Origin of the sequence: Achromobacter veterisilvae (assembly GCF_037619525.1) — a bacterium.
GTDB classification, from domain to species: Bacteria; Pseudomonadota; Gammaproteobacteria; order Burkholderiales; family Burkholderiaceae_B; genus Achromobacter; species Achromobacter veterisilvae.
Map to the genome: position 1 here is coordinate 6336528 of NZ_CP148753.1, position 12378 is coordinate 6348905.

Genomic DNA, 12378 nt, shown 5'->3' on the forward strand with positions numbered 1-12378 from the left:
TACGGCGCGCGGCCGGTTCAGCCGAGTTGCTTCAGCGCGACCAGGGCATCCACGATCGCGCCGCCTCGGCTGGCGTGCCAGGCGGGCTGGCTCGCCGGCGCCGCGTCCGCCGGCAGCCAGGCCCAGCGCGAGCCGTGGAAACTGCTTTCGGCCGCCACAATGCGCTGGCCCGAGGGCGATTTGCCGGACGTTGCCCGCGCGTCGGCGGCGGCCTGCAGCTTCTGCGCGAACGACAGGGCGGCGTCGTGGCGCTGGCGGTCCTGCTCGGGCCGGTTCATCGGTGTGCCCCAGCGCATCTGGAACAGCACGGCGCAACGGTCGGTGACGGCGTAGTAATGCGCCGCCTGCAAGGCCAGGCCGTGGCCGGACAGGCCGAAAGCCACGTAGGGCTCGACCGCCTTGCCGGACTGCAGTTCATCCAGGAAATGGTCGAAGTCGTATAGCGTCCAGTCGAGATCGCGGCTCGCGTAGGCGGTCGCGCCGACCTGGCGCAGATGCGGCGCCAGCGCGGCCGGCACGGGCGGCAGGGCCAGGCCCTCGCCTTGGTAGAGCGATCGGGCCGCGTCGAGGGCGTCGGCGCCGAATGGCGTGTTGGAAGTGTCCATGATGTGTCCTTGGCGTCTGGCAGGTCAAAGCGAAGCCTGGCGTTCCGGGATCTCCCGTTCCAGGTCTTCTTCCTCGCGCAACTGATTGATGTATTGGCGGTCGCGCGCCACGTAGCTGCTGTTTGTATCCTGCAGCGTGGCCGTGACCAGGTCGCTGCCCCATTCGTCGGCGTCGATGACCATGCCGTTGCGCTCGAGCTGTTCCAGGTGGCTCTTGATGACGTTGAGCCGCTGGACAGCCACCTCGATCTCCGGGTCCGGCAACAGGCCCGCCAGCTCGGCGCGCAACCCCTCCGGGGTGAGGGCGTCGAAGGCGGCCTTCATGTCGCGGTCGACCACGCCAGGCAGCATCACGCCGTTCAGGCCTTGCAGCCCGGTGCGCCTCACGCCGTCCGGCCCTGTGACCACACCCCCGGAAACCCTGCGCAGCAGATCGTTGGGGTTGCCGATTCTGGTGCCGAAGGCCTGGTCGTTGTCGATGGCGACGACGCCGGTGTAGCGGCCTTGCGCATCCTGCGTAACGATGTAGTTGGCCTGGTGCCGGTCGCCCTGCGCGGTGAGCGCGTCCAGCAGTTGCAGCTTCACCAGGCCGCGCCGCACGACCGGATCGTCGAAGTTCAGGTCCCGGTCCCCCCGCTGCAGCATCGCGGTAATGCGCAGTTCCTGGATGACGCGGCCGTCCTCGACCCTGCCGGGCAGGCCTCTAAGCAACGCCTGGGCTTCTTCCTGCTCCTGCGGCGAGCCCTTGGCGAGCTGCAGGATGCGCTGGCCCTGTTCGCTGTCGCTGACGTCGAAATTGCCCAGTTCGTAGCGGCTCTCGTTGACCGACAGCAGGTCCTTGAGGAGACTGATGGTTTCCGGGTCGCCGTCCTTGACGGACTGCAGCACATCGGGATTTTCGTAGCTCAGGACCGCGTTGATCTGCCCCCACTGCCGCGCCGTATCGTCCACGTCGACGGTGTAGCGGGGCGCTATCCCCTCGGCGTAGCCCATGACCAGCCCCAGCTTGCCGTCGAGGACGCCGATCCGGGTGTCGGGCACGAGGTTGAAGCCCAGCAGTTCGTCGACGACCCGGGTGGCGACGTTACGCACCGTCATCTGCGGCTGCTTGGGGTCGATGCCCAATACCCTGGACGAGGGGCCGTAGCCGCTTTCCTCGCCGGTTTCGGGGTTGATCTGCGGCTCTTTGTAGACCATGCGGTCGCGTCCGTAGGTCACGTCGTAAGGCTTGCTGACCTGGCCGCCGCCCAGGGGCCGCGGTTCGCCGACGATCAACTCATCGCGGTAATCGTCCACCAGCGTGCGCTCGTGGATGGGCACGCCCTTGTCCAGGTATTGCAGGCCCAGTTCGATGCCCAGGCCCTGGGTCTTGAGCAGCCGGATCTGTTCCGGCGAGAAGCGCATGACGGTATCGCCCACGTTCATGCCCTGGGCATGCATCCACGCGATGTCCGGACCGTCGAAGCCGTCTTCGCCCAGCCTGGCCAGGATGTCTTGCGCGTCGTGGTCCGAGGCCACCAGGTCGCCGCCGCTCAGGCCCTTCAGCATTGCGCCGGGAAGGTCGCTCGCCAACGAGTGGGCGCGTTCGCCGCGGCCGATGATGGACTGCAGCGCCATCCCGGCCTCCTCGTTGCCGGGCTGGACGCCGCGCAGGATTTCCAGCGAATCGCCGAGCTGCCGTTCCAGGTCCTGCCATTCCTGCCCGATCCGCTGCAGCTTGTTCTCGCCGAGGGCCTCTTCGAGCATGCCGGATTCGCGGTTGACGTCGGTCAGGGCGCGCATCTGATCGGGCGTGAAGCCTTGCAGGCCCAGGCGGTCCTTGATCAGCGCCTGCATGTGGACGGCGTCGTCGCGCATGGCGGCGACATAGGCTTTCTCGGTGTCGTCCATGGCGCTCGTGTCGAGCCCTTGCAGATGTTCGACGCTGCTTTCCAGATATTCGTGCATGCCGACGTAGCTGCCGACTTTCGAGGGCGACATATCCCCGCCCATGCGCAGCGACTCTTTGATGATGCCGCCGAAGTACGCTTCGATCTCCTTGAGCTTGCCTCGCTCGGCGTCGGGCAGGTTGTCGAAACAGTGGTCGACCGTGCTGTCGCCGCTGGCGTCGCGCAGTTCGGTGCTGCGCGGCATCACGCGCGCCGAAACCTCGTGCTCCAGCGCCTGCTTGGCGGTGTCCTTGAAATGGCCGAGGAACTCCTGCGTGGCCTGGCCCTCGCCGTCCTCGCCGAACATGTCCATCACGTGATGCAGCGCGTTCAGGAACGAATGCTGCTGGAAGGCGTCGGATCCTTCGATCGCCTCGCGCAGCACCTGCACGGTTTCCGCGCGGCTCAACACGCCGGGATGGGCATCGCCGCCCGTCTCGCGCACCACCCAGTCGGTCAGCTCGGGCAGACAGTTGTCGAGCAGTTGGCGGTTCTGCGCCTGGATGTTGTTGCTCATCCGCTCGGCCTTGGCTACCACCTGCTCGATGCGGTAGCCGGTCAGCGGCCGCCCCTTGGACAGTTGCGCGTGCAGGTCGCGCGACATGACGTTGGCGATCTCGTCGCCGTACTGTTCGCGCAGAGCGCTGACGAAGCTGCTGGTGGCCGCCTTGTTGGCCGCGACCTGCGCGTCGCTGCGCGTTATGCAATCCCAGGCGCGGGTGAAAATGTTGCCGATGTTGCGCTTGCCGGAAGCTTGCAGATCGCCCTGGTCGCCGAGCGAGAAACGCGTGTCGGTGCCGGTCTGGGCCTGATGAACGAAAGTGCCGAGTTGGATGCCGGGCATGGTGCGCTCCTCAGGCCCAGTTGGCGAGCATGCCGCCAGCGGCCGGGGTGTCGGACGCCGGCGCGGGCGAGGATGCCGGCGCGGGATCGGCCAGGCGGGCGGCCCAGCGCTCGGCGTTCATGACCAGCGCCTGCAACAGCTTCTCCAGCCGGGCCTGGTCCATCTGCGTGGTCGGCTCGCGGAACTGCAGATACACCATGCCTTCCCGCGAGTTGGTCGACAGGGTGCCGCCGCCCGAACCGACCCAGTAGAAATTGGCGTCCGCGATCTGCTGCAGCACGCCGGCGCGGTTGTGGTCGCCGAATGCGCCGCAGCGCGCGGTGAAGACCGCCTGCTCGCCGTCTTCGAGGAATTCGATGGAAATGTCCAATTTGCCGTCCAGGCGAAGCTGGCAGTAGCCGCCGTCGTCCAGCGCCAAATCGGGGATGCCGGCCATCTGGCCGATGCGTTGCAGAAGTGTTTGCAGGTTTTGCTTGGACATCAGGGGGTTCCTCCCGCTTGAAGATTGCGTCTATCGAAGCGAACGCGTGTTTGGATGCACCCTGAGTAACAGGGGCAGGCGGGAAGTTCCCGGACCGGCGCACGACCGCCGGCTCCTCCCTTCTACGGGGAAACCCGGGGAATCCAGGGGTAATCGGCGGCCGCCCGGCCAGGCGCCGCCACGCTCAGAAGGTGCCGCGGGGGGCTGGCGCCCACACGCTGTCCAAGGCGCCCTGGCCGATCCGCCTGGACGCCGCCTTCGCCATCCAGGCGAAGCCCAGGGCGGCCGCCAACGCCGTCGCGTCGACCGCCAGCGCCGCGGCCGAAGTGTGCGCCCACAGGCCCGTCCCGGGAAACAGGCCGCCCGCCAGCGAAGTGGCTGGAATCGCCAGCGTCAGGGCGGCAGCCAGCCACAGCAGATGCACGCCCGCCTTGGCGCCGCCACGCAGGAACGCCCAGGCCACGCATGCGAAGAAGGCCAGGTAGTAAAGCCCGTGCAGCCAGGCATCCAGGTCTCCGACACGCCCGTTCAGCCATTTGGACGCGATCATCATCAATGAAATCCCGCAGACGCAGCCCAGGCACACGCCGACGGTCGCCGAGGCCATCAGCCGGGTGTCCAGCCGCTGCGCCGGCACCTCTCCCGTCTTACGGTCGGCGCGCTTGCGGCGCGTCTCGATCCACAGCAGGTTGCCGCTGTAGAACAGCCACGCGCCCGCCAGTCCGAGCAGGAAATAAAGCCACTGCACCGCCGCGCCGCCAAAAGACGCCATGTGCAGGGCGAAGAAGCTGCTGATCCAGAGATTCGGCGTATCCTGCCCGCCGGGCAGGTAGTCGCGGTTGAGGATTTTTCCCGTATACGGATCGACCGCCACGAAGCCGCCCCGCGCCCTCGGCGACACCGCGCCGGAGTCCTTGCCCCATACGCGCACCACGGCGCGCGGACCGGTGACCTGCTGGTACTGCAGCGTGCTCGGCTCGAAACCGGGCGCCAGTTCCCGCGTTCGCGCCACGAGTTCCAGCGGCGCCAGCATGGCGGCCGGATCCCGGGCGGCCGCGCCCGGCGCGGCGCCGCCGGGCCGCTGGAAGACCGACTCCAGCTTGCCGCCATACATCAGCCTGTCCTGCAGGCCATAGATGCCGTCGTGGTACGCGAACACGACCGAACTGAGCGCCATGACGATGTGGAACGGCAAGGACACGATGCCCACGACGTTGTGCGCGTCCAGCCACATGCGCTTCAGGTTCTTGCCGGTCCGCAAGGCGAAGAAGTCCTTCACCAGCGAAGGCAGCAGCACGATGACGCCGGACACCAGCGCAAGCGCGTACAGCGCCGCGATGACGCCCATGATCCAGCGGTTGGGATCGTTGTCGACGGGCAGGCCCACGACGCGATGAAGCACGTCTATGAACGACGTCAGCCCGCTGGGAGCCGACTGCCCCATCCGGACCTCGCCGTCCGCGTCCAGGTAGGCGGCATAGTGGCGCACCGACGATTCGTCGTGATCGTCGGCCGCGGCATCCCGGACTTCCCAGCCCATCCGCGCCGAGACGTTTTCCGCGTCCTGCAGATGGATGTTGAATCCCTTGGCCACTTCCGGCCGCGCCGCCAGCACTCGGGCGATAAGATCCGGCGCCGCTTCCAGCGGCACGTGCGCGGCCTCCGTGCGCGGCGATGCCCAGCGGGCCAGCGGTTCCTTGAACACCGTCAAGGCGCCGGCATAGAAAGCGATGAACAGCGCCATGCCGGCCAGGATGCCCGTCCAGGTATGGACGGATTTATAAATGCGTATGTAGTCGGCTCTCATGATCGCGGTCCCCGCTCAGAGCGCGCCGGCAAGGAACAGGCCGCCATAGAGCACCAGGCACGCCCCGCCCAGCCATCCCCAGGCGCGCAGCCCGCTGGTGAAGAAGTAGACGCCGCCGAGAACGCCCAGCCAGACGGGCGGCACGAGCCACATGGCCAACTGCGAGCGCGTAGCCAACGGCATGTCCGCCGTCAGCGCCGCGAGCAGCGCGCTGGCTCCCAGCGCAAGCGCGAAACCCAGCACCGCGCCGGCCAGGCTCTTGGATATCCAATCGCGCCGGATGGGAGCGGGCTTATCGCGCTTCATGCGTATCGCTCCTGCGCATCCCGGCGAGCGCGCCGAGGTACGGAATGAGGCAGAAGAACAGCATCAGGGCGGTACAGAACACGAACACGGCGGCGACGGCCGAGTACGCGCGCAAGCAGCCCCAGCCGCCGAACGCCAGCAACACGATGCCGGCGGCGCGGGCGGGCCCTGCCGGCCAGGGAGCGCTTGCCCACCGCTGGTTCGCAGACGCGCGATAGATGCAGAAACAGCCCAGGAATGTGACTGTCAGACTGAGTGCGTGCAGGAATTGCATGGTCACCTGGCGGGAAAATAGAAACCGAAGTCCAGCGCGGCGGCCCTTCCCGGAATCGTGGAGATTCCGGGAAGGGCCGGCCCGCGTCCGCAGCGGATCAGAAGCTCACGTTGACGGATGCGGTAACGGTGCGAGCGGGGCCCAGCGTCGCGATCGGCGTCGTATCGCTGAAGATGCCCGCATAGTAGTGCCGGTCGAATACGTTATTGACGTTCAGGCGCAGCACGACGTCACGCCCGCCGACCTTCGCGGCGTAGCGGGCGCCCAGATCCAATTGCCCCCAGCCCGGAATCTCCAGATTGTTGGCCGCGTCGGCGTATTGCTTCGAGGTCGTCTGCACCCGGCCGCTCAGCGTCAGGCCGGGAACCCACGGGGTGTCCCATTCCAGGCCGAGATTCGCCTGCCAGCGAGGCGCCCCGACGGCCGTGTTGCCGTCGTACCGGCCGAAGGACGTCTTGGTCTGCTTGCCTTGCGTATAAGTCACCCCGCCAAGCACGCGGACTTCGCGGGTCAATTCGCCGAACGTGTTCCACTCGACGCCGCGGATGCGCTTTTCGCCGCCGTCCGCGTACGTCGGGCTGGCTGGCGCGCCCTCGGTGACGAGAGTGGGCTTGGTGACTTCGAACAGGGCCAGGGTATTGGCAAAGGTGCCGGCGTTCCATTTCACGCCCAGTTCCTTCTGTTCGGTCTTGTACGGCGCGAAGACCTGCCCGAAGTTGGCCGCCGTGGTGTCCGTAACGCTGTCGCCCTTGCTCAGGCCCTGCACGTAGTTCGCGTACAGCGAGACATCCGGCCCCCACGGTTTGACGACCACGGCCACCGCCGGCGTCACGGCGTCCTCGTCGTAGCGGGAAGTCACATTGCCCGTCTTGTCGAAGTTCTTGGTCTTCACGCGCTGGTTGCGCAGTCCCGCGGTCAGGCGCAACGCGTCATCGAAGAAGGACATGGTGTCGACCAGCGCCAGGCTGGAAAGCGTGCTCTCGCTCGTCTTGGGCGCATCGCCCGGCACCGGCGGCATGACGGGCGCAATCGGGTCGTAGATATTGGACCGGAACATCGACGCCGGGCCCGTGGCCGAGCCGTCTTCCGTGTCCAGGATGGAGGCTTGCAGAACGAGTTCGTGCCCGACGCTGCCCGTCTTGAAGCGGGTGCGCAAGCCTCCCTCGGCCGTCGTGCTGTCGGAATAAGCGCGCTGGCCGACGATCGATCCCGTGAAATTGCCGTCGGCGTCGATCTGCCGCGCGTGGGTGCCGTTGATGAGCCCGGACTGGTGGCTGTCGCGCCTGCCCAGTCCCGCGAACGCCGACACGTTGTCGTTGAAGCGGTATTCGACGCGTCCGACCACCGCATTGCTCTGGATGCTGCCATATCCGGTGCTGAACTGATTGATGCGGGGATCGGGCGCTTCGGGAACGACGGACCCGCCGAACCAGAACATGGCGGGGGTCCCGCCCTTGAACGATTCCTGGCTGTGGTAGGCGTCCAGCGATGCCGTCAGGGCGCTGCCGCGATAATCCAGGCCGGCGGACAGGAACTCGCGCTTCTTGGATTGGCCGTCCAGCGTCGTGGCGCCGTCGCTGAAAGCGCCATTGATCCGGGCCCCCCACTGGTTGCCGGCGCCGAAGCGCCGGCCGGCGTCGATCGTCGTGCCCAGTTGTCCGTCGGCCTGCCAATTCACGCCGAATGTCGCATTGGGCGTGTCGCCCGCGCGCTTGGGCACCAGGTTCACCGTGCCGCCCACCGCGCCGCTGGGGGCCATGCCGCTGAACAAGGCGTTCGGCCCCTTGAGGATCTCGACCCGCTCGACGAACTCCACCGGGACGTGGCCCATGGGCGCCAGGCCGTACATGCCGTTGATCGCCACATCGTTCTGGTTGACGTCGAAACCGCGGATACGGAAATTCTCGTACGCGTGCCCGCTCGACGTCGTGAACCTGACCGACGGATCGTTGGCCATGACGTCGGCCAGCGTCCGGGCCTGCTGGTTCTGGATCAGCTCGGAGGTATAGCTTGTGACGTTGAACGGCGTATCCATGACGTCCTGGTTGCCCATCAGGCCCAGCCGCGCGCCCTGCGAGACCTGTCCGCCGGCATAGGGCTGCGGAAGCTCGCCATCCGCTATCGAACCCGCGGTGACCGTCACGGGCTGCAGCGTCGTCGTCGATTCCGCATTCTGGGCCCATGCGCCGGACACGGGCAGCATCAGCGGCAGCACAAGACCCGGCGCAAGCCGCCAGGCGCGTGAATCCAGTGAAATTCCTCTTTTCTTTGCCAAGATCCCACCCCAAAAGTACATGTAAATGATAATGATTTTTATGTCTATTACATGATTTTGGGGCCAGTGCCCAAACCGTGTCAATGCGGCACTAATTCAGGAAATTGTCAGAAATAACCGGATTTTGGGAGACGATATGCACAAATGGCCTAAGCACGAACGGACGGCGCAGGGCGGCCAGACTCCACTGCATGGCCTGTTTCCGGGGCGTACACTGCTTTTGCGGGAGATGGCATTTCTCCCCCTGACCGCCAGTCCCGACTGAACGCCATACTCTGCGGGAGTCTTCCATGGACGGATATCAGCTCACCTTCTTCACCCAGCAGGAGCGCCGGCACGGCCATCAGCAACTGTGCCAATGGCTGCTGACCCTGGCGAAATCGATGCAGATCCGCGGCGCCACGCTGATCAGCGCCCAGGAGGGCCTGGGCAGCCATCACCGCCTCCATTCCGCGCATTTTTTCGATCTGGCCGACCAGCCCGTTGAAGTGACCATGGTCGTCTCGGCGGAGGAATGCGATGCGCTGATGGAGCGCCTGCGCAGCGAGCCGGACCTGCACCTCTTCTATGCGAAAAGCCACGTGGAATTCGGGACGATAGGCGATCCCGCCTCCAACTAGGCGCGGTCCGCTGTCAAGCCGATCCGTTGGCCGAGGCCCGGGCATCTGCTTGCGCGGCGTCCGCCACGGCCGCCGCCGTTGGCTCCTTTTCCCGCGGACCGAATATTTCGGCGTAGAGGTCGGCGCCATAGCTCGTCTGCTCCGGTTCTCCCGGCATCATCTTGAAAGTGCGCGTGCCGTCGGACAGCCGCTGGGCGCGCAGAAACAGGTCGCGCGGGTCCCGGCGCGCATAGAGATGATGCGCAAGGGCGTACTGGTGCGTCACGAACGCAATCTTCACGCCGCCCTCCAGCAGCGCGTCGGCGATCATGCGCGCGACCTCCGAGCCTTCCCGCTCGTTCGTCGAGGCGAACGATTCGTTGAACAACACCATCGCGTCCGGCGAGATTTCATCGACGATGGCGCGCATTCTTTTCAATTCCTCGTCGAACTTTCCGCTCTCCATCGTGGTGTCTTCTTCCCGCTTGTAGTGCGTGTACAGTCCCTCGCACAGATTGGCGGAGAAGGACTCCGCGCCCACGAACATGCCGCACTGCATCATCAACTGGGCCAGGCCGATGCTGCGCAGGAACGACGACTTTCCTCCCTGGTTGGCGCCGGTCACGACCATCAGGCGGCTTTCCCCGGCATCCAGCGTGTTGGACACCACTTTCTTCCGCATCTTCAGCGCCAGGCACACGTCGTACAGTTCATTGAAGCGGTGCTCGCGCGCCCCCGATCCGGCGGCCTTGGGAAAGCAGACCGGCCCGCCCAGCGAAGACAGCCTGTCGCGCAAGTCGATGCAACACACGTAGAACGCCAGCTCGGCGCGCAGCAAGGTGAAGAAGCTGGCGATGTGCTCCGCCGATTGCGCCAGCGCGTTGGCCACCAGGTTCAAGCCCCTGTCGGCCAGTTCCGACAAGGCCCTCGCGCCGTTCTCGTCGCGCGGAGGCAGCGTGTACTGGTACATCTCGGGCTTCTTTCCGAACAGGCGCGCCAGCCAATTGCGCTCGTCCCGCAAGGGCGTGCGCAGCACATAGCCGGCGCCGCGGTTGCCCTGGCCCAGATGCGCGCTCATCAGGATGCCGCCGCGGAACTTCAGCGTCTTCAGGTGGCCCTGGACCTCCTCGATATAGCCTTCGTCCAGTTCGTCGCGCAGCATCGCGAACAGCCGTTTCCACCCTTCGGACGAGAATCCGGATTCCACCCGCTGTGCCGTGTCGCGCAATTGGCGCAGCATGGGGATGAGGAGTTCTATCACCTCCATCGAGCCGTGCAGGATGGCCAGGGGGTAATGCAGCCCGATGCCCCAATAGCTCTTCTTCTTCGATTCGAGGGCGTCGATGGAAAGCTGGTACAACTGCTTGACGACGTCGGCATGGGCCAGCGCGTCGCGCAGCACCGCCTGCCGGTGCTCGATCGTCTCCTTGCTGGACCGCACGGCACCCAGGAGCGCCGCGCGCGCGACGGTCGTCAGGAATTCGTCGTCGCCCGCCATGGCCTGCACCAAGGTATGCAGTTCCAGGTCATCCATCAAATCGCGGCCATTGAGCGGCGGCGCCGCGTTCATGTCGAAATCCCGATCCGGGTACATAAGAAAGACTTTCATGATTGCAGTCGCTCCCTGATCCCGTCGGCGGTAAGGCCGTACTTTTCCGCCAAGGACATGGCGTACGAACGCCCGCTGGCGGGCGCCCTGACGACCTTGAAGGTGCGCGTGCCGGCCCGCAGCGGGTCCACGGAACTGACCATGCTCACGACCTTGCCGCTGTACGACGCAAGTTCGTCGATGAACGTGACCCATACGCCGATCACATCCAGGCGGTCGGCGTCCTTCATGATCTTTTCGCTGAGGAAAAGCGCGTCCGCCAGCGAGGTGGACGTGAATATCTCGTTCATGACCAGCACGCTGCGCGAACTGGCCTTCCTCAGGATCTGGTGGATCCTGACCAGGTCGTCCTTGAGCTTGCCGCGCAGGTTGTCGATGTCTTCCTGGCGTTCGAAATGCGTGAAGATCCGGTCGCTCAAGAGCAACCGCGCGCCGGTCCCCGGAACGGGGCACCCCAGTGCCGCCAGGTGGAACAACTGGCCGAACATCCTGGCGAATGTCGTCTTGCCGCCCTGGTTGGGGCCGGAGACGACGATCATTCTCTGGCCGGCTTCCAGTTCGAAATCGTTGCAGACCACCCGCCGCCCCGCCGCCATCAGCTTCTGGCCCAGCGCGATGTCGAAACTCTCGCGCGCGTGGATGCGCTTGTCGGCATCGCTCACCTCCGGAAAGCAGAAATGGCGGTCGATCCGGGCGAACTGCTCGACGTGCTCCAGGTAGGCCAGGTAGAACTGGATCTCCCGGTCGAACGTCGCGACGGTCGCGTCCAGATAGCGCTGATGGGCCGCGTAGAGCTCGTCCATGCGCTGGAAAGGGCCGGGGTTCAGCAGCGCAACGAATTCCAGCACCTTGGCTTCGATGTGGTTCATGTCGGCGGACTCGCGGAACTCGACGCGATGGTCCCGCGCCTCGCCCTGGCGGAACTTCTCGAAGGTTGCCTCGATGACCCGGCTGTAGTCGTCCTCCTGCGCGTAGCGGAGCACGCGCAGCGTCCCGCCGTCCACGATCACGCTGTAGCCGATCGAATCGAGTTCCGCCAGCAGCGCGGTTACGCCGGCGTCCATCGCGCCGAAGGCCGGAGACTCCACATAGCCATTGAGGAACTTGCCGAATGCGACCAGCGCGCGCGACTGGACGGCGGAAACCAGCAAGGACCGGGACAGTGCCGATACCGCCGCGCAGTAGGTCTGCATCGCTTCCAGGTGCCAGCGCTTCTGCTGCAACGCGTAATGCAGCGCCCTCGCCTGGCCGAGCTGCTTGCGCATGGCGCGCATGCCATCGGCGAACAGTCTCACCGCCGCCTGGACCTTGTGGTCCGCCAGATCGCGAAACACCTCGTGGCGGTAGGCGACGGCATCCAGCGACGCCAGCGGCTCGCGGAACAGGCCGACGAGTCCGTATTCGGCGCGGCCCGCCAGGATCGCCTCGACCGCCTGGTCGAGATTGAGGTCGACAAAATAATCGGGTTGAGGCGGTGCCGCTTCCGTCAACGCCATGCTTGGCGGCATCTCGGTGAACAACACGCTCAGTTCCGGGACGGTCCCCGGCAACGGGCCGGCCGGCACGGCATCCTTCGGATCTTTGCCGTTAAAACCGGAAATGGTGGTTGGGCTCGCCATCCCTTCCCTCCGCAAGGTCGATTGGCGGCGG

At 65.8% G+C, this 12378-nt stretch carries 10 protein-coding genes; 1 reads left to right on the plus strand and 9 read right to left on the minus strand.

Annotated elements, in window-relative coordinates; genetic code table 11:
- Positions 1-17: 17 nt before the first annotated feature.
- The 7 genes from WHX56_RS29560 to WHX56_RS29590 all read right to left on the minus strand — a co-directional run bounded on the left by WHX56_RS29560 (position 18) and on the right by WHX56_RS29590 (position 8520).
- Positions 18-605: a hypothetical protein gene (locus WHX56_RS29560; RefSeq protein WP_338879741.1), complete on the minus strand. Its 588-nt coding sequence runs from the start codon at positions 603-605 to the stop codon at positions 18-20.
- Positions 606-629: 24 nt separating this feature from the next.
- On the minus strand, positions 630-3377 hold the full coding sequence (locus WHX56_RS29565; RefSeq protein WP_338879742.1) for a hypothetical protein: 2748 nt from the start codon (positions 3375-3377) through the stop codon (positions 630-632).
- A 10-nt stretch (positions 3378-3387) separates the two neighbouring features.
- On the minus strand, positions 3388-3858 hold the full coding sequence (locus WHX56_RS29570; protein WP_129242593.1) for a type III secretion system chaperone: 471 nt from the start codon (positions 3856-3858) through the stop codon (positions 3388-3390).
- A gap of 184 nt (positions 3859-4042) precedes the next feature.
- Positions 4043-5665, minus strand: a complete 1623-nt coding sequence (locus WHX56_RS29575) for a PepSY-associated TM helix domain-containing protein (RefSeq protein ID WP_338879743.1) — start codon at positions 5663-5665, stop codon at positions 4043-4045.
- 15 nt (positions 5666-5680) lie between these two features.
- The gene (locus tag WHX56_RS29580) at positions 5681-5971 is read right to left on the minus strand and encodes a hypothetical protein (protein WP_338879744.1); all 291 of its coding nucleotides are present in this window, start codon (positions 5969-5971) and stop codon (positions 5681-5683) included.
- The gene (locus WHX56_RS29585; RefSeq protein WP_338879745.1) at positions 5958-6245 is read right to left on the minus strand and encodes a hypothetical protein; all 288 of its coding nucleotides are present in this window, start codon (positions 6243-6245) and stop codon (positions 5958-5960) included. The genes WHX56_RS29580 and WHX56_RS29585 overlap by 14 nt, the downstream gene beginning before the upstream one ends.
- Positions 6246-6342: 97 nt before the next feature.
- Positions 6343-8520 carry a TonB-dependent receptor gene (locus WHX56_RS29590; RefSeq protein WP_338879746.1) on the minus strand — a complete coding sequence of 726 codons (2178 nt, stop codon included), beginning with the start codon at positions 8518-8520 and terminating at the stop codon, positions 6343-6345.
- Positions 8521-8810: 290 nt separating this feature from the next.
- Here WHX56_RS29590 and WHX56_RS29595 point away from each other — a divergent pair, with 290 nt between their 5' ends.
- Positions 8811-9140, plus strand: a complete 330-nt coding sequence (locus WHX56_RS29595; protein ID WP_338879747.1) for a DUF190 domain-containing protein — start codon at positions 8811-8813, stop codon at positions 9138-9140.
- Positions 9141-9153: 13 nt separating this feature from the next.
- Here the strand turns inward: WHX56_RS29595 and WHX56_RS29600 are convergent, their stop codons facing one another.
- A complete protein-coding gene (locus tag WHX56_RS29600; RefSeq protein ID WP_338879748.1) occupies positions 9154-10728 on the minus strand; it encodes a MutS-related protein in 1575 nt (524 codons plus the stop codon).
- On the minus strand, positions 10725-12347 hold the full coding sequence (locus tag WHX56_RS29605; protein WP_338879749.1) for a MutS-related protein: 1623 nt from the start codon (positions 12345-12347) through the stop codon (positions 10725-10727). Before WHX56_RS29605 ends, WHX56_RS29600 begins: the two co-directional genes overlap by 4 nt.
- Between the last annotated feature and the right edge of the window lie 31 nt (positions 12348-12378).

Coding starts and splice junctions, on each gene's coding strand:
- WHX56_RS29560 (WP_338879741.1), bottom strand. CDS start 605: ATGGACACTTCCAACACGCCATTCGGCGCCGACGCCCTCGACGCGGCC.
- WHX56_RS29565 (WP_338879742.1), bottom strand. CDS start 3,377: ATGCCCGGCATCCAACTCGGCACTTTCGTTCATCAGGCCCAGACCGGC.
- WHX56_RS29570 (WP_129242593.1), bottom strand. CDS start 3,858: ATGTCCAAGCAAAACCTGCAAACACTTCTGCAACGCATCGGCCAGATG.
- WHX56_RS29575 (WP_338879743.1), bottom strand. CDS start 5,665: ATGAGAGCCGACTACATACGCATTTATAAATCCGTCCATACCTGGACG.
- WHX56_RS29580 (WP_338879744.1), bottom strand. CDS start 5,971: ATGAAGCGCGATAAGCCCGCTCCCATCCGGCGCGATTGGATATCCAAG.
- WHX56_RS29585 (WP_338879745.1), bottom strand. CDS start 6,245: ATGCAATTCCTGCACGCACTCAGTCTGACAGTCACATTCCTGGGCTGT.
- WHX56_RS29595 (WP_338879747.1), top strand. CDS start 8,811: ATGGACGGATATCAGCTCACCTTCTTCACCCAGCAGGAGCGCCGGCAC.
- WHX56_RS29600 (WP_338879748.1), bottom strand. CDS start 10,728: ATGAAAGTCTTTCTTATGTACCCGGATCGGGATTTCGACATGAACGCG.
- WHX56_RS29605 (WP_338879749.1), bottom strand. CDS start 12,347: ATGGCGAGCCCAACCACCATTTCCGGTTTTAACGGCAAAGATCCGAAG.